The following is a 19,578-nucleotide window of genomic DNA, read 5'->3' on the forward strand; positions in this document are numbered from 1 at the left end:
GAACGTTTACATTGGTTCTTTAACGGCGACTTAAATACACACCACACTCAAGATGATCGGTATAAGGGAACTGATCAAAAATCGCAAAGCGCTTTAACTCATGTGTTTGCGTGATAACTTTTAAGTTATCAGCCAATGTATCTGGGTTACAAGAGATATACAGAATATTATCATACTCTTGAACTTGCTTAACCGTATCATTATCTAGACCAGAACGCGGTGGATCGACCAAGACCGTTGTAAAGTTACATTCGTTCAACCCAAGATCTTTAGTACGTCGTTTCTCTACTGCACCACTTAATACTTGAGAAAACTCTTCTGAACTAATTCGAACCACATCAACGTTATCAATGTTGTTTTCCTCAATATTAAATTGAGCTGCTCTTACAGATGTTTTCGATATTTCAGTCGCAACAACGCGTCTGAAATTTTGCGCCATTGGCAGCGTAAAATTGCCGTTACCGCAATATAACTCAACCATATCTCCACCGGCATTTTGCGTAGCATCCAATGCCCAAGAGATCATATGGCGGCACACTTCGCCGTTTGGTTGAGAGAAACTATTTTCGACCTGCTTATAGATATAATCGCGGCCATTGATATCAAGCTTTTCGATTACAAAATCTTGATCCAATAGAATTTTAGTTTTGCGCGAGCGGCCGATTAGCTGAATGTTATATTTCTCTTTAAGTTCACGCGCAGCTTCAGTCCATGTCTCATCGATAGGACGATGGTAAAGCAAAGTTACCAGCAGCTCGCCACTTAAGGTACTGAGGAAATCGATTTGAAACAGTTTTCGACGCAACACCTCATTTGGTCGAATGTCTTCAAGCAAATTAAACATAACTTCTTCAATTCGTTTAGACACCATTGGACAGTGGTCTATACGAATACGAGCATGTTTATTACCCTTTTCAAACATCACATAGTAAAGGTCATCATCTTCGTGCCAAACACGAAACTCACAACGCATACGATAGTGACTTTTTGGCGATTCAAACACCTCTATCTCTGGCAAATCAAAATCAGCAAACTGTTCAGCAGTTGCTGCTTTTTTAACTGCTAATTGCGCTTGGTACTTTTCGGGTTCAACAACAGAGATAGACATTCATGCCTCAAACAAAGAACTTAAAACAGAGAAAAGGGGGATAAATCCTCCCTTGATAAAGATGCGTATTCTAGCAGGATGATAAGTTAGGCAAAACTACTCTTCACCCCTCCGCAACCTGGATGAGAAAATTTATAGCGACTCGCCAATTGCTGCCAATGATTTACTTTATCTTCCAACCCCAAACGCTCCAAATAGTGATAACTCAGACGACTAGAAATCTGACATCCAAGCACGTTGGTCACATTAGGTAAAATAGCGTCCGCAACATGCACAGCAGTTAGTGCCGAGAAATCATCAGATTTGCTAGATGAAGGGAAATGATGAAACAGAACAGTTTCAATAACGGCAGGAGAAATATTCCAAAGCGATAATAAATATGCACCAGCTTCTGTATGACTAACCCCCATACGCATTTTCTCAACTGCATATAAAGGCTGATTAAGATCTGTCGCCTCCTGCATAACCTTTTGATAGCCTTCAGGATCATGGGTTGCGAAGATCAACATACCGAAATCTTGTAAAAGTGCTGCTAAAAATGCTTGATCAGTTACAACTGGTGACGCTTTTACTGTACGACAGATCTCACGTGCTAAACCGGCAACTAGAACAGAGCGGTCCCGAATATGGTCAAATGCAAAGCTACTCCAACGTCCATCCTGAGGAAAATGTTCGAATACCTTGTTAGTTAGCACCAAATCCCGAACTTCACGCACACCAAGCAAAGACACCGCTTCTTGCAGGCTACTTATATTCCGCTCTAAAACAAAACACGCCGAATTAACCAATTGTAAGATTTTGGCAGCCATCGCCATATCTTTTTCGATAATTCCTGCAATTATACGAGCATTACTTTTTGGAGAAGATAAGGCCTCGTTGAGCTCTACATAGATATCAGGCAGAGAAGGTAAAACCTTAACACTCCCCACAAGCTCACGCACTTTATCTTGCCCTAGAATTCGTTGTGCTCTCGCACTCTCAGATATTCCTTCACCTAATTGCGCTGGCTCGATGTCTAAGGGATAAAGTCGATGACAACATTCAGAAAATGCGACTCGTGTAGACATACTCATAGGCTTATAAAGACCCACTCTCATTGAGCCTGGTTGTATATCGATAAGAGTTTTAAGGTGAACTAATTCATCTTCTGCTTTAAGGCTACCTAGGTTAAGCAAGATAATGGCGTAGGTTTCCTGCTGTGCAAATGTAAGCAACTGCTCCCAATCCGGGACCAATGTGACTGCGTAATTTAAAAAACTTTTTAGTTCGCTTAAATAAGCTTCAGCATCCGATTTGTCAGAACAGAGAAACAGAGCCTTATCCAGCTCTGCATTGTTTGTATGCATAAAATCACTTTTGGCTGAACACGGGATCTGTACATTAATGACCCTGTGTTCCTAAGAGTTTACATCTCCCTTAACCAACACCGCCTGCTAAAACTCCATGTATCCCTGCAGACCGAACAGTCGATACAGCTTACTTAAGTATGGGCATTTTTCCTAATTTTTGTAGGGTTATATTTATTTCAACAACTCTGCTTGTAGCCTGATGTTCTAAAGTAGTTCATTGTTAGCGAAAAATTGTTGTTCACAAGTCTGTTTTTCAATGCTCCGAACAGGTAAATCTCCACGAATTTTCGCCTATTCTTAAAAAACACTCCTTCTACAGTTAACAGAACTTTAACTGTTCATAAAATCGTCCAAAACGCGTAGAATCTGCGGTCTATTTTTTTAATGATTTTAGGTTTTCAGGCAGATCATGACTGACAGCAAACGCAAAATTCTTGTAACAAGCGCCCTTCCGTATGCTAATGGCCCTATCCATCTTGGTCATTTGGTGGAATATATCCAGACTGATATCTGGGTTCGCTTCCAGAAGCAACGTGGCCATCAATGTACATATGTTTGTGCTGATGATGCTCACGGCACGCCAATTATGCTTAAAGCTGATCAGATGGGTATTTCACCGCAAGAATTGATCGATAAAGTAAGCGAAGAGCACCAGCGTGACTTCTCTGGCTTTATGGTTGGTTTTGATAACTATCACTCTACCCATTCACCTGAAAACCAGCATTTCTCCTCGAAGATCTACACAGCTTTACGTGATGGCGGTCATATTGCTAAAAAGACCATCACTCAGGCGTATGACCCAGAAAAAGAGATGTTTCTTCCTGACCGTTTCGTTAAGGGTGATTGCCCTAAGTGCGGCGAACCAGATCAGTATGGCGATTCCTGTGAAAAATGTGGTGCCACCTACAGCCCTGTTGAATTAAAAAATGCATACTCCGCTGTTTCTGGTGCGAAACCAATTGAAAAAGAGTCCGAGCACTACTTCTTCAAACTAGGTGATTTCGAATCGTTCTTACGTAACTGGGTAGACAACCATGTTCAGGAACAGATGATTCATAAACTGAATGAGTGGTTTGAATCAGGCTTACAAAACTGGGATATCTCCCGCGATGCACCTTACTGGGGTTTCGAAATCCCAGATGCTCCGGGCAAATACTTCTACGTATGGCTAGATGCTCCTATCGGTTACATGGCCAGCTTTAAAAACTGGTGTGATAAGAACGGTGTCGATTTTGACGAATACTGGTCTGAATCATCAGAAACTGAGCTATACCACTTTATCGGCAAAGATATCGCTTACTTCCACACCCTATTCTGGCCAGCAATGCTAGAAGGTGCAGGTTTCCGTAAGCCAACAGGAGTTTTCTGTCACGGTTTCTTAACCGTTGATGGTCAAAAGATGTCTAAGTCTCGCGGCACGTTCATCATGGCTGAGACTTACCTTAAGCATCTCCGCCCTGAATACCTGCGTTACTACTTTGCAGCTAAGTTAAGCTCAGGCATCGATGATATCGATCTTAACCTTGAAGACTTCCGTATGCGTGTAAACGCAGACTTGGTCAACAAAGTTATCAACATCGCTTCTCGCTGTGCTGGCTTTATCAAGAAGAAGTTCGATGGTGAAATGGCACCTGCTCTATCTGAGCCTGCGCTATACCAAGAAGCTGTCGCTGCAGGTGAAAGTATCGCTAACGCATACGAGAACCGTGAATTCGGCAAAGCGATGCGTGAAATTATGGCGCTTGCTGATAAAGCTAACCAGTACATCGACAACGCTGAACCTTGGGTACTTGCTAAACAAGAAGGTCAGGAGCAAGCGGTACAAGATTGCTGTTCAATGGGTATCAACCTGTTCCGTGTCATTCTGACTTACCTTGCGCCAGTACTTCCGCAAGTTGCAGAAGAAGCTCAAGCTTTCCTAAATGTTGAGAATATGGCATGGGATGCTATTGAAGCACCTCTACTTAGCCATAAGATCAATAAGTTCAAACCGCTGATGCAGCGTGTAGAAGAAGACAAAGTAAACGCAATTATCGAAGAGACTAAAGAAGTCTTGGCCGCACTCGCTGCTGCAACGGAGCAAAGCTCCAAAGCAGATAAAGGCCCATTAGCTGACGAGCCAATTGCCGATACAATCGAGTTCCCAGATTTTGCTAAAGTCGATCTGCGTGTTGTACGCATCGCCAAAGCAGAACATGTTAAAGGCGCGAATAAACTTCTACAGTTAACGCTAGATTTAGGTGGTGAAACACGTAATGTCTTTGCAGGCATTAAATCCGCATATGCTCCTGAAGATCTAGAAGGCAAACTAACCGTGATGGTTGCTAACCTTGCTCCTAGAAAGATGAAGTTCGGTGTTTCCGAAGGTATGGTTCTGGCAGCGGGCCCTGGAGGTGAAGATCTATGGATCCTCAATCCAGACGAAGGTGCACAACCAGGTATGCGCATTAAGTAATTCAATAAGGGGCAGTCATTCTGCCCCTTTTTTCTTTCCGCTCTCAATACACTTTCCCTCGCCCTTTAATCTTCAATTTCTTCAAGTTTTATCACTTCACAACAACTTAGCCACCCAATTTCTTTTTCATTGAAATTAAAGGGTTATATTTCAAAGCAAGAAGGTCTATGCTGTTGGATAAGGTCTTTTGCTAAACATTAAAGATTGGCTAACACACCTTAGATACCGACGATTTTTTTCAGGAGCAGATATGCCGTATAACGAAGAGATCATGCAAGAATTGAATGTATTGAATATGTTTAACCTCGATACAACGCAAGAAGGTATTAAAGTTCACTCCTCCGCTAAACCCGAGATTATTGCTGCTACACAGCGCCTATTTGATAAAGGTTTAGTCACGCAAACCGATGGTGGATATTTAACACCATTAGGGCACGACGCAGCTGAAAACAGCCAAACGCTATTGACCATACTATTGACCGAAAGTCGCTTATAGTTCACAAAAATAAAGGGCCTTCCAGCCCTTTATCTATTTGTTAATGCCTCAGAGACCAGCATCTGGATGAGTAGCTATAAAGTGCTCCATAACTCTACGTAGCAAAGCTGCATGTTCATCATCACCTTTCCTTTCAGCCTTAGTGATGTCATCCAAAATAATACGCTTAATAAGCTTCTCACCTTGGTGTTCTACCAAATAGTTACCCATCGCCATAGCTATGATAGGGTCAACATGTTCATGCTCAGCAATCGCGTCTACTTCAGATGCAGATAGGCCGCTCATTTCCAAACACTCTTGATAAGTTAACATGGCTAAACACCTCTTCCTCATTGAAACCTAAGTACATTCTTGTACATCCTTGCCTAAAGGTTTTTCTAACCTTGGCACTTTCAGTGTAAATCAAATAGCCAGTTCCGGTATTCGTGAATGGATAAAGATCAAGCAAGGCTGATTGAGATCAAACTATTGCAAAAATTAAACAGCACTCTAATATCCAACTGCAGATAACACTTGAATTAGAAGGCATAAAAATGACCCTAAATGAATTTCTTCAGCAACTGGGTAACAACCCTGAACTTGATTTTGAAGACACTATGCAAGTGATCTCAGATAACTATGAATTTTCGCCGACAGCTTTCTCTAATGGCGATGTTCAGAATGAGGTCGGGCAAAATGAAGGTAGCTGTAAGATCTTTGCATTTGCACAATTAAACAATTTAGACAAAGAACAAACGTTACGCTGCTTCGGCCGTTTTTATCAGGACGTATTAAATACACCCGAAGGCGATGATCATGGAAATATTCGTAACTTCATGAAAACGGGTTGGGAAGGTATTTCATTCAGCGGATCAGCTCTATCATAAAGTTAAAAAAGCACCCCTGAATGGGGTGCTTTAAATACCTGCGCTGTTTCAGTTAGCTAATTACTGATCAACATCAATATTCCCGTTAGCTAGCAATGTATCCAAGGTTGTTTGTAAATCACCATTAACGATGATTGTCTGATCAACGGTACCACCACTGTTAGCATCTCCTCCCAGATAAACTTCCAACGTTGTAGTCCCTTCAACATCATCAAACGTTGCCACAAGGTAATCATCTATATTGTCTGCGCCACCTGTAAAGTCCAGAACACCTGTAGGGTCAAGCATATCAGCAAGGTTCAGCACATCATTCTCAGCTGCTGGATCTACAAGATCATAGGTAAAGTCAATCACTGTATCGGTACCACCATCAGCATCTCCATCCAGCCACATAAAGACATCGTCACCCAAACCACCAGTCAGGATATCGTTACCTTCGTAACCAAAGAGATAATCGCCCTGATCAGTACCAACCAGTTCATCAGCATCGGAGGTGCCAACCACACTCTGAGTATCAGGGTATACTGTGATATCTACAGCACTCGATACAGTATCACCGTCGGCGTCAATGCCTTCAACCGGAAGTTCAAAGTTCACCGGTTCAATATCTGAATCCTGTCCGAAGGTAAACTGAGCAAGTTTAAAGCTAGTGACATCATCCTCCGCATCAAGAGTGTCATATTCTATAGCTTGAATCTCAACCGCGTTAAATGCCTCAGGTTCATTAAAGTCATCAAGGCTCACAATCTCAAACCACCATCCATCTTGTAGATCATGTACGGTCACTGATCCATCGATATTCTGAGTGACATATGCCGTATTATCTTGCAACTGATTTAAATCATTGTAGATTCTAACTTCAGCTACTGTAAGAGCCAGCATCGATGCTACACCACTACCTTGAACCAGTGTGTTATTTTGCGTTACTGCATCACCCGTTTCTTTATAGATTCGAAGAATGAAGTCCGCATCCTTAGAACCACCGTCTATCCGGATCTGCTGCTTAAAGACAAAGGTCTCTTGATATCCGCTAAAGGAATAACTTTCCTGATTCTGCTGATCATTAATTGACAGATCGGTTACTAGGTCATAACGAATGATCTCTCCATCAGATACCTCATTACCGGTACCTACACCCAGTACAGTGCTATTACTATTCACAGTACCAGCGTCAGCATCTCCAAGAGGCAGGATTTCAGAACTTACCAATACATCATCTGAACCATCTGGGTCTGGCGTATTATTACTGCCTATATTCAGGCCTTTAAATGGTACGTTACCACCACCAACCCCAGAGAGGTCAGTCACTGTGGTAATCTCGACATTGGAAATAAACTGACCGCTGAAAATAGTAACATTAACATTGCCCTCAGCGTCTATAGTTGCAGTAAAGGCTACTACTGCACCATCTTCATCCGAAGTTCTGGCGATCAACTCCCCTTCATTTTCACCGTAGTAAAGATATAACTCTTTATTATCGAGGAATAACTGATTACCTTCGGAATCTTTGAATAGCTGCCCATTTTGGATATTAAAGGTTAGATCCCCCAAACCATCAGTTCCTGGATCAAAGTTAAGTGTTTGAGTGATCTCCTGCTCAGTAAATGAATCGGAGGAAACATCCAGAATAACGTGCGCTTTATCTGGGTGAAATTCACTTGGTCCGTCGTCTTCAATGCTGAAGACGTTGGCTCCCAGATCGTATTCCGCAGTGGCTTCGTCTCCATCTGCATCGGTCACGGTCTGTTCCACAACTAGGCTGTTCAAGACCAGATCATCCCCTGTTTCGCCGTTGTCGCCATCGACGGTCAAGGTGACTGATTCGTCATAGTTGTCCGGGCTGGTTGGGTGCCAGACGTTGTTGCTCTGACTGAAGGTGATCTCTCCACTGTCCACATCAATGCTGATGGTGAAGTAGGTGATGGTTCCATCCAGAGAGGTACCAATGATGTCATCACCTGACTGGTTAAGGACGATCTCATCGCCTTGCGCACCATTCACGCCCAGTTCGTAGAGGCCCGATTCAACATCAGTGCCGGTCAGTACCAGTGCGTAGGTGACATCACCTTCACCATCAGTACCGTAGTCGGTGGTGGCAAAGGCTCCAGCGAAGGAGGCACTGACGCTGACAATACCGTCGTCATCACCATCGTCGATCACTTCGTAGTTAGCCGAGTCCGCCAGTGCAGCAGCATAGGCCACTTCGTCGTTACCCAGGTCGGCCAGCGATGGGCCAACGTAGGTCTGGGTAGTCATGTCTTCCGGTACGTCGGATTCGTCCAGTACCAGGGTGGCATTGAAGTCGCCACTCAGCTCGGCCGTTGGGCCATCGTCTTCAATGCTGAAGACGTTGGCACCCAGATCGTATTCCGCAGTGGCTTCGTCTCCATCTGCATCGGTCACGGTCTGTTCCACAACCAGGCTGTTCAAGACCAGATCATCCCCTGTTTCGCCGTTGTCGCCATCGACGGTCAAGGTGACTGATTCGTCATAATTGTCCGGGCTAGTTGGGTGCCAGACGTTGTTGCTCTGGCTGAAGGTGATCTCTCCACTGTCCACATCAATGCTGATGGTGAAGTAGGTGATGGTTCCATCCAAAGAGGTACCTATGATGTCATCACCTGACTGGTTAAGGACGATCTCATCGCCTTGCGCACCATTCACGCCCAGTTCGTAAAGGCCCGACTCAACATCAGTGCCGGTCAGTACCAGTGCGTAGGTGACATCACCTTCACCATCAGTACCGTAGTCGGTGGTGGCAAAGGCTCCGGCGAAGGAGGCACTGACGCTGACAATACCGTCGTCATCACCATCGTCGATCACTTCGTAGTTAGCCGAGTCCGCCAGTGCAGCAGCATAGGCCACTTCGTCGTTACCCAGGTCGGCCAACGATGGGCCAACGTAGGTCTGGGTAGTCATGTCTTCCGGTACGTCGGATTCGTCCAGTACCAGGGTGGCATTGAAGTCGCCACTCAGCTCGGCCGTTGGGCCATCGTCTTCAATGCTGAAGACGTTGGCACCCAGATCGTATTCCGCAGTGGCTTCGTCTCCATCTGCATCGATCACGGTCTGTTCCACAACCAGGCTGTTCAAGACCAGATCACCCCCTGTTTCGCCGTTGTCGCCATCGACGGTCAAGGTGACTGATTCGTCATAATTGTCCGGGCTAGTTGGGTGCCAGATGTTGTTGCTCTGGCTGAAGGTGATCTCTCCACTGTCCACATCAATGCTGATGGTGAAGTAGGTGATGGTTCCATCCAAAGAGGTACCAATGATGTCATCACCTGACTGGTTAAGGACGATCTCATCGCCTTGCGCACCATTCACGCCCAGTTCGTAGAGGCCCGATTCAACATCGCTGCCGGTCAGTACCAGTGCGTAAGTGACATCACCTTCACCATCAGTACCGTAGTCGGTGGTGGCAAAGGCTCCAGCGAAGGAGGCACTGACGCTGACAATACCGTCGTCATCACCATCGTCGATCACTTCGTAGTTAGCCGAGTCCGCCAGTGCAGCAGCATAGGCCACTTCGTCGTTACCCAGGTCGGCCAGCGATGGGCCAACGTAGGTCTGGGTAGTCATGTCTTCCGGTACGTCGGATTCGTCCAGTACCAGGGTGGCATTGAAGTCGCCACTCAGCTCGGCCGTTGGGCCATCGTCTTCAATGCTGAAGACGTTGGCTCCCAGATCGTATTCCGCAGTGGCTTCGTCTCCATCTGCATCGGTCACGGTCTGTTCCACAACCAGGCTGTTCAAGACCAGATCATCCCCTGTTTCGCCGTTGTCGCCATCGACGGTCAAGGTGACTGATTCGTCATAATTGTCCGGGCTAGTTGGGTGCCAGACGTTGTTGCTCTGGCTGAAGGTGATCTCTCCACTGTCCACATCAATGCTGATGGTGAAGTAGGTGATGGTTCCATCCAAAGAGGTACCTATGATGTCATCACCTGACTGGTTGAGGACGATCTCATCGCCTTGCGCACCATTCACGCCCAGTTCGTAGAGGCCCGATTCAACATCAGTGCCGGTCAGTACCAGTGCGTAGGTGACATCACCTTCACCATCAGTACCGTAGTCGGTGGTGGCAAAGGCTCCAGCGAAGGAGGCACTGACGCTGACAATACCGTCGTCATCACCATCGTCGATCACTTCGTAGTTAGCCGAGTCCGCCAGTGCAGCAGCATAGGCCACTTCGTCGTTACCCAGGTCGGCCAGCGATGGGCCAACGTAGGTCTGGGTAGTCATGTCTTCCGGTACGTCGGATTCGTCCAGTACCAGGGTGGCATTGAAGTCGCCACTCAGCTCGGCCGTTGGGCCATCGTCTTCAATGCTGAAGACGTTGGCTCCCAGATCGTATTCCGCAGTGGCTTCGTCTCCATCTGCATCGGTCACGGTCTGTTCCACAACTAGGCTGTTCAAGACCAGATCATCCCCTGTTTCGCCGTTGTCGCCATCGACGGTCAGGGTGACTGATTCGTCATAATTGTCCGGGCTGGTTGGGTGCCAGACGTTGTTGCTCTGGCTGAAGGTGATCTCTCCACTGTCCACATCAATGCTGATGGTGAAGTAGGTGATGGTTCCATCCAAAGAGGTACCAATGATGTCATCACCTGACTGGTTAAGGACGATCTCATCGCCTTGCGCACCATTCACGCCCAGTTCGTAGAGGCCCGATTCAACATCGCTGCCGGTCAGTACCAGTGCGTAAGTGACATCACCTTCACCATCAGTACCGTAGTCGGTGGTGGCAAAGGCTCCAGCGAAGGAGGCACTGACGCTGACAATACCGTCGTCATCACCATCGTCGATCACTTCGTAGTTAGCCGAGTCCGCCAGTGCAGCAGCATAGGCCACTTCGTCGTTACCCAGGTCGGCCAGCGATGGGCCAACGTAGGTCTGGGTAGTCATGTCTTCCGGTACGTCGGATTCGTCCAGTACCAGGGTGGCATTGAAGTCGCCACTCAGCTCGGCCGTTGGGCCATCGTCTTCAATGCTGAAGACGTTGGCTCCCAGATCGTATTCCGCAGTGGCTTCGTCTCCATCTGCATCGGTCACGGTCTGTTCCACAACTAGGCTGTTCAAGACCAGATCATCCCCTGTTTCGCCGTTGTCGCCATCGACGGTCAGGGTGACTGATTCGTCATAGTTGTCCGGGCTGGTTGGGTGCCAGACGTTGTTGCTCTGACTGAAGGTGATCTCTCCACTGTCCACATCAATGCTGATGGTGAAGTAGGTGATGGTTCCATCCAGAGAGGTACCAATGATGTCATCACCTGACTGGTTAAGGACGATCTCATCGCCTTGCGCACCATTCACGCCCAGTTCGTAGAGGCCCGATTCAACATCGCTGCCGGTCAGTACCAGTGCGTAAGTGACATCACCTTCACCATCAGTACCGTAGTCGGTGGTGGCAAAGGCTCCAGCGAAGGAGGCACTGACGCTGACAATACCGTCGTCATCACCATCGTCGATCACTTCGTAGTTAGCCGAGTCCGCCAGTGCAGCAGCATAGGCCACTTCGTCGTTACCCAGGTCGGCCAGCGATGGGCCAACGTAGGTCTGGGTAGTCATGTCTTCCGGTACGTCGGATTCGTCCAGTACCAGGGTGGCATTGAAGTCGCCACTCAGCTCGGCCGTTGGGCCATCGTCTTCAATGCTGAAGACGTTGGCTCCCAGATCGTATTCCGCAGTGGCTTCGTCTCCATCTGCATCGGTCACGGTCTGTTCCACAACCAGGCTGTTCAAGACCAGATCATCCCCTGTTTCGCCGTTGTCGCCATCGACGGTCAAGGTGACTGATTCGTCATAATTGTCCGGGCTAGTTGGGTGCCAGACGTTGTTGCTCTGGCTGAAGGTGATCTCTCCACTGTCCACATCAATGCTGATGGTGAAGTAGGTGATGGTTCCATCCAAAGAGGTACCAATGATGTCATCACCTGACTGGTTAAGGACGATCTCATCGCCTTGCGCACCATTCACGCCCAGTTCGTAGAGGCCCGATTCAACATCGCTGCCGGTCAGTACCAGTGCGTAAGTGACATCACCTTCACCATCAGTACCGTAGTCGGTGGTGGCAAAGGCTCCAGCGAAGGAGGCACTGACGCTGACAATACCGTCGTCATCACCATCGTCGATCACTTCGTAGTTAGCCGAGTCCGCCAGTGCAGCAGCATAGGCCACTTCGTCGTTACCCAGGTCGGCCAGCGATGGGCCAACGTAGGTCTGGGTAGTCATGTCTTCCGGTACGTCGGATTCGTCCAGTACCAGGGTGGCATTGAAGTCGCCACTCAGCTCGGCCGTTGGGCCATCGTCTTCAATGCTGAAGACGTTGGCTCCCAGATCGTATTCCGCAGTGGCTTCGTCTCCATCTGCATCGGTCACGGTCTGTTCCACAACTAGGCTGTTCAAGACCAGATCATCCCCTGTTTCGCCGTTGTCGCCATCGACGGTCAGGGTGACTGATTCGTCATAATTGTCCGGGCTGGTTGGGTGCCAGACGTTGTTGCTCTGGCTGAAGGTGATCTCTCCACTGTCCACATCAATGCTGATGGTGAAGTAGGTGATGGTTCCATCCAAAGAGGTACCAATGATGTCATCACCTGACTGGTTAAGGACGATCTCATCGCCTTGCGCACCATTCACGCCCAGTTCGTAGAGGCCCGATTCAACATCGCTGCCGGTCAGTACCAGTGCGTAAGTGACATCACCTTCACCATCAGTACCGTAGTCGGTGGTGGCAAAGGCTCCAGCGAAGGAGGCACTGACGCTGACAATACCGTCGTCATCACCATCGTCGATCACTTCGTAGTTAGCCGAGTCCGCCAGTGCAGCAGCATAGGCCACTTCGTCGTTACCCAGGTCGGCCAGCGATGGGCCAACGTAGGTCTGGGTAGTCATGTCTTCCGGTACGTCGGATTCGTCCAGTACCAGGGTGGCATTGAAGTCGCCACTCAGCTCGGCCGTTGGGCCATCGTCTTCAATGCTGAAGACGTTGGCTCCCAGATCGTATTCCGCAGTGGCTTCGTCTCCATCTGCATCGGTCACGGTCTGTTCCACAACTAGGCTGTTCAAGACCAGATCATCCCCTGTTTCGCCGTTGTCGCCATCGACGGTAAGGGTGACTGACTCGTCATAGTTGTCCGGGCTGGTTGGGTGCCAGATGTTGTTGCTGTTGTTCTGGCTGAAGGTGATCTCTCCACTGTCCACATCAATGCTGATGGTGAAGTAGGTGATGGTTCCATCCAGAGAGGTACCAATGATGTCATCACCTGACTGGTTGAGGACGATCTCATCGCCTTGCGCACCATTCACACCCAGTTCGTAGAGGCCCGATTCAACATCGCTGCCGGTCAGTACCAGTGCGTAGGTGACATCACCTTCACCATCAGTACCGTAGTCGGTGGTGGCAAAGGCTCCGGCGAAGGAGGCTCTGACGCTGTGAATACCGTCGTCATCACCATCGTCGATCACTTCGTAGTTAGCCGAGTCCGCCAGTGCAGCAGCATAGGCCACTTCGTCGTTACCCAGGTCGGCCAACGATGGGCCAACGTAGGTCTGGGTAGTCATGTCTTCCGGTACATCGGATTCGTCCAGTACCAGGGTGGCATTGAAGTCGCCACTCAGGTCAGCCGTTGGGCCATCGTCTTCAATGCTGAAGACGTTGGCTCCCAGATCGTATTCCGCAGTGGCTTCGTCTCCATCTGCATCGGTCACGGTCTGTTCTATAACCAGGCTGTTCAAGACCAGATCATCCCCGGTTTCGCCGTTGTCGCCATCGACGGTCAGGGTGACTGACTCGTCATAGTTGTCCGGGCTGGTTGGGTGCCAGATGTTGTTGCTGTTGTTCTGGCTGAAGGTAATTTCACCGCTGTCCACATCAACGCTGATGGTAAAGTAGGTGATGGTTCCATCCAGAGAGGCACCAATGATGTCATCACCTGACTGGTTGAGGACGATCTCATCGCCTTGCGCACCATTCACACCCAGTTCGTAGAGGCCCGATTCAACATCGCTGCCGGTCAGTACCAGTGCGTAGGTGACATCACCTTCACCATCAGTACCGTAGTCGGTGGTGGCAAAGGCTCCGGCGAAGGAGGCTCTGACGCTGTGAATACCGTCGTCATCACCATCGTCGATCACTTCGTAGTTAGCCCAGTCCGCCAGTGCAGCAGCATAGGCCACTTCGTCGTTACCCAGGTCGGCCAACGATGGGCCAACGTAGGTCTGGGTAGTCATGTCTTCCGGTACGTCGGATTCATCCAGTACTAGGGTGGCATTGAAGTCGCCACTCAGCTCGGCCGTTGGGCCATCATCTTCGATACTGATATTGGCCACATCCACACTCGCCAGAGTAAAGGCCGTGTCATCTGAGGCTGGGGAGCCATCTTCGTCTGCATAGGACGCAAGATAAGTAACTTCCAGTAGATCTGTTTCTTCAACTAGGTTCAGGCTAACCGAATCATCATGGTCTTCAGCATCTCCATGCTCTACCGCCACATACTGGTTAACCGTCAGAGTGGCTGTGTCGCTGTCCACTTCAATCGAGAGTACGGTGGCATCTATTTCACCTTCACCATCTAAGGTCACACCATAAACAATGCCGTCTTCGCCCTGATACAAGTAAACCGTTTCATTATCAGAGGAACGTTGAAGTGTAGTCTCAACAAAACCGTCTTCACTTTCGGTTGTTAAGCTCAGACCATAGGATTCACTGGCTGTCGCACTACCCGGATCACTCTGGTTACCATAATCATCAATGGTGTAGCTGAAGAGCGGAGCAAGATTTGCATTCACACTGCCAATAAATGGATCGCTTTCACCTGCATCATCATCTTCTGCGTTCTCATCATTTACATCTTCGCCGATAGATTCATCCAACAGTAGTGAGGTGGATTCACCCGATACTGAGATTTCCGGTTCCAGATTTTGAACCTTGTAGGTGAAGGTCAACGATCCACCTGTGGTATCGCCGTCACCATCTGTAATGGTATAAGACACGGTGTCGGATAAGACCGTTCCAGCAGGATAGTCTGCATCATCCACTGTTGATGAGTAATTATAGACACCATCTGCGTCTCCACTGAAGTTGCCGTACGACGTGCTTCCACTCCAAGCGACTGTACCACCGTCTGTACCCGTATCTACCAGAACAGTACCGGTGTGTAAAGCATTATCGTTACTACCTGCTCCAACTGGTCCATCATCTTCAATGGTGAAGCTAGTTACTGCATCGCCATCGCTATCACTTCCCACTAAGTTGATTGAAACAGCACTTTCATCACCGTCTGCATCTTCAACCGTCTGGGTTAGTTTTAGCGTCGCCAATTCATCCAGTTGCAACGATTCCGGATCATCATGGTCGCCGGTATTGTCATGCCAGATGTTTTCATAACGCTCGAAGGTCACTTCACCGCTGTTTTCATCCACACTGATGCTGAAGTAAACAGTCTCCGACTCAGCAGAGGTTTTACCCTCAACCACGCCCGTTTCTTCATTCATAAACAACAGGATTTCATCACCCTGACCGTAGGGGTCATCTACTATCTCGGTATCATTCGGATCCAGTGCATAGAGTTGAGTCGCAAGACCCGCCGCAGACAATGCTAAGGTATAAGTCACTGAGCCCGGACCGTCTGTACCGTAGTCAACATCCAGATCCCCGGTCTCGTCATCACCTTCAGAGTCCGTAACAAAGTACACTGAAAAGTCTTCTTTCACGGTGTTGATTCCACCATTATCAAGCGCACTTTCATCCAGTACTAAGGTCGCTGGCTGCTCGCCTTCATCTGGGGTACGAAGTTGAGCCGTTGGGCCATCATCTTCTATTGAGAAAGTACCACTACCAATATCAACTGAAGCACTATCCATATCTCCATCAGCATCGGTGATAGTTTGTTCCAGCACTAAACTATTCAGGATCTCCTCTTGCTCTTCATCGAAATAAGAGCCATGTACATTCAGAGTTTCAGCTTCATCGTGTTCATCAGTATCTGAATGCCAGATATTATTCTCAAGTGTAAAAGTGACTGTACCGAAGTTTTCTGAATCAAAGTCATTATCCACACTTATTGTGAAATGAGTGATCAACGGATCGTCTTCTGTCCCACTACCGCTGGTACCAACAACGTTGGTACCTTCCATATTCAGTACAATTTCAGCTCCTTGCTGACCATCTTCTCCCAACGCAAACAAACCAGTTCCAACATTTTCTCCAGTTAATATGAATGCGTAGCTAACTGAGCCAGGACCATCGGCTCCATATTGAGCTGGACCGACGAAAGCAGCGCTGAAATCAATACTAACCTCATAGATACCATCCCCCTCTTCTGGAAGTGGAGATTCATCAAGAATAAGCAGTTCAGGCTCTCTATCAGATACAACCTCGGCATCAGGTACATCATCGATAATATCTACTGTTACTGCGGAAGGGGCTGATGTATCAATGCCATCAGACACGGTAAAGCTGAATGTATCTTTATTTAGTTCGGTATTAGCGCCATCATTAACAGATGGATCTGTAGTGACAGGACTCGTTAATTCATACTGATATGAACCTATACCTGTATTAGAGTCATAAGCAGTTATGGTCATTACGCCATAATCGCCATCAAAGCTACTGCCTACCAGCTCACCAATTGGAGTAGTTACACCATTAATTGTTACACTCTGAATCCCAATCAGGCCATCAGCATCACTGATTGTAAAACTTCCGAAAGCAAATTCAGTATCATCTTCAGGATTCCTACCCTCTGGCAAGCCTGCCTCATTAACTACATCATCAGTCCCATCAATACCCAATTCATTAACAGTAATCACCGGGATATTATTTGGTGGGATAATTGGCTGGAGTTCTTCCTCTTCAGGCTCCTCAAAAGTATCTTCGAAACCTATAGTTTCATAACCAGCTGTGGGATCTACTTCTTCAGCTGTACGGGTAATGTTTACGGTAGAAGAACCTTCATTTCCACCATCACCTGCAGCAGGTTCACCTCCTGCTGCAGTTGCTTCACCTACTTCAGTAGGGTCAACGCCGGCTAAAATTGCAGCTTGAATTGCTTCGGCTTCCGCTTCCGCATCAGCATTTGCTTGATCAAAGAACGTTTCCCCAGCTTCTTCAGCTGCGGCAGCCTCTTCTCTAGCTAGCTCAACAGCGTCTTCAGCATTTTCTGCGACCTCTGCAGCTAACGCAGCATCAAGGAATTCAGGGTTCACTGCATATTCATTTGGGTCAATATTATCAATGACTGAAAAGGTTTCACTCGACACCAGCCAAACTTGCCCTGATTCCAATGCAACTAACTCAGCATTGTTTACATCTATTTCAACTGAGCCATCTTGTGAAACTTTGATTAAATCATCTTCATATACAGGATCACCTAAGGCGAGGGTTCGCTCCGAACCATCTGGGCTAATCGCTACAACCTTACCTGATATTTGAGATACAGAACCTATAACTACACTCATGACCACCACTCCCATTTTTTATTCGTGGTATTCATCAATGCGTACTGAGAAATAACTATTAATAACAGCCGCAGAACTAAGAATTTTTAAAACTCTTTATATCAACGTAGTAACAGATGTTAATTCTGCCTATTGTACCGATGTACAATAGATCAAAAAACAACCAACAACTTACTGTTTTAAGTAGTTATTAGGAGAGTAAATTTTTACAAGACTTACAATAAAAGCAAAAAAAACGCCGGCATCAGCCAGCGTTTTTAAAGTGAATATAAGCTTTAAGCCAAACTGTCGTCGGCCACCTTATATTTAGGATCTTCAATCACATTCACTTCAACCAGACTACCAGCTTTCTTCATTAGCGCACGGCACTCTGGGCTCAAATGACGAAGGTGAAGCTCCTTACCCGCTTTTTCATAACGTTCAGCTAGTGAGTCGATTGCTTCGATACCTGAATGATCCATAACTCGGCAATTCGCAAAGTCTACGATCACCTCAGGTGGATCCATCTTAGGATTAAATTGATCACGGAATGTCTGAATTGACGCAAAGAACAACGGTCCGTTAGGCAGATACACCTTAGTGTCGTACTCTTCACGTACTTCAAATGCCATATTACTTGCGTGTTTCCAAGCAAATACCAGCGCAGAGATAATGACACCGACAATTACCGCAACCGCCAGATCTTGCCAAACAGTTACGCCTGTTACTGCGATAACGACGATCAGATCGGAACGAGGGATCTTGCCCCATAGACGCAAACTAGCCCACTCAAAGGTTCCAATTACGACGATAAACATAACACCAACAAGCGCTGCCACCGGAATAATTTCGATTAAGCTTGAGCCAACCAAAATAAAGGCAAGAAGGAATAGTGCCGCAGAGATACCCGATGCACGGCCCAAACCGCCAGAATTGATGTTAATCATACTCTGACCAATCATGGCACAACCGCCCATACCGCCAAAGAAACCAGTCGCTACGTTAGCAACACCTTGGCCAATACATTCTTTGTTGCCACGACCACGGGTTTCTGTGATCTCGTCAATCAAGGTTAACGTTAGTAGAGACTCAATTAGGCCAATCGCAGCTAAGATCAACGCATAAGGAACGATAATTTTAAGCGTTTCTAGATTGATTGGAACCATCGGGATATGGAACTCAGGGAAGCCACCAGCAATGGTTGCAGCTGGGTTACCCGTCATATCTGCAAGCACATCTTGTACTGTACGAGCATCTAGATCTAGACCAATAACCAACAGCGTCACTGTAACAATCGCAGCAAGCGAGGAAGGAATAATTCGCGTGATCTTAGGCAAGAAGTGAATTATTGCCATAGTCAGGGCAATCAATCCCAGCATCAGCATCATCTGCTCACCTTGCAGCCACTGCAAGTTACCCTCGGCATCAGTGAACTGGAATTGCTTCATCTGGGCAAGGAAAATAACGATTGCCAAACCATTTACAAAACCAAGCATTACCGGATGAGGCACCAAGCGGATAAACTTACCCAAGCGGAAGATACCAGCCAAAATCTGGAATATCCCCATTAGCACAACGGTGGCAAAGAGATATTCAACCCCATGCATTGCCACAAGGCTAACCATCACTACCGCCAAAGCACCAGTAGCACCAGAAATCATACCTGGTCGACCACCGATAGTGGCAGTAATCAGTCCGACCATAAACGCTGCATATAAGCCAACTAATGGCTCAACACCAGCAACAAACGCAAAAGCTACAGCTTCAGGTACCAGCGCCAAAGCCACTGTCAAACCTGAAAGCAGGTCGCTTTTTAGCGATTGTGTCTTAGACACAAGCAATTGGATCATTTATCACCTCGG

General features: G+C 47.3%; 8 protein-coding genes. 3 read left to right on the forward strand and 5 right to left on the reverse strand.

Features of this window, described 5'->3' with window-relative positions:
* Positions 1-19: 19 nt before the first annotated feature.
* On the reverse strand, positions 20-1,108 hold the full coding sequence (trmA, locus tag ACMXYR_RS11635) for a tRNA (uridine(54)-C5)-methyltransferase TrmA (protein ID WP_415901713.1): 1,089 nt from the start codon (positions 1,106-1,108) through the stop codon (positions 20-22).
* An 86-nt stretch (positions 1,109-1,194) separates the two neighbouring features.
* The gene (locus ACMXYR_RS11640; RefSeq protein WP_415901714.1) at positions 1,195-2,454 is read right to left on the reverse strand and encodes an HDOD domain-containing protein; all 1,260 of its coding nucleotides are present in this window, start codon (positions 2,452-2,454) and stop codon (positions 1,195-1,197) included.
* A gap of 412 nt (positions 2,455-2,866) precedes the next feature.
* On the opposite strand from ACMXYR_RS11640, the gene metG reads away from it, so the two are divergent.
* Positions 2,867-4,912 (forward strand): methionine--tRNA ligase, encoded by a 2,046-nt coding sequence (metG, locus tag ACMXYR_RS11645; RefSeq protein WP_415901715.1) that lies wholly within the window; start codon positions 2,867-2,869, stop codon positions 4,910-4,912.
* Between the two features lie 250 nt (positions 4,913-5,162).
* A complete protein-coding gene (locus tag ACMXYR_RS11650) occupies positions 5,163-5,408 on the forward strand; it encodes a TIGR02647 family protein (protein WP_415881899.1) in 246 nt (81 codons plus the stop codon).
* Positions 5,409-5,456: 48 nt separating this feature from the next.
* Here the strand turns inward: ACMXYR_RS11650 and ACMXYR_RS11655 are convergent, their stop codons facing one another.
* A complete protein-coding gene (locus tag ACMXYR_RS11655; protein ID WP_415885375.1) occupies positions 5,457-5,720 on the reverse strand; it encodes a hypothetical protein in 264 nt (87 codons plus the stop codon).
* 221 nt (positions 5,721-5,941) lie between these two features.
* Between ACMXYR_RS11655 and ACMXYR_RS11660 the strand changes: the two genes are divergently transcribed.
* Positions 5,942-6,274 (forward strand): HopJ type III effector protein, encoded by a 333-nt coding sequence (locus ACMXYR_RS11660; RefSeq protein WP_415898855.1) that lies wholly within the window; start codon positions 5,942-5,944, stop codon positions 6,272-6,274.
* 60 nt (positions 6,275-6,334) lie between these two features.
* On the opposite strand, the gene ACMXYR_RS11665 is transcribed toward ACMXYR_RS11660, so the two are convergent.
* Entirely contained in the window at positions 6,335-17,737 is an 11,403-nt protein-coding gene (locus ACMXYR_RS11665; protein ID WP_415901716.1) for a retention module-containing protein, read from the reverse strand.
* Between the two features lie 275 nt (positions 17,738-18,012).
* Positions 18,013-19,566 (reverse strand): SulP family inorganic anion transporter, encoded by a 1,554-nt coding sequence (locus ACMXYR_RS11670; RefSeq protein ID WP_415898857.1) that lies wholly within the window; start codon positions 19,564-19,566, stop codon positions 18,013-18,015.
* Positions 19,567-19,578: the final 12 nt, after the last annotated feature.

Origin of the sequence: Neptuniibacter sp. QD29_5, assembly GCF_047778125.1 — a bacterium.
GTDB lineage: Bacteria > Pseudomonadota > Gammaproteobacteria > Pseudomonadales > Balneatricaceae > Neptuniibacter.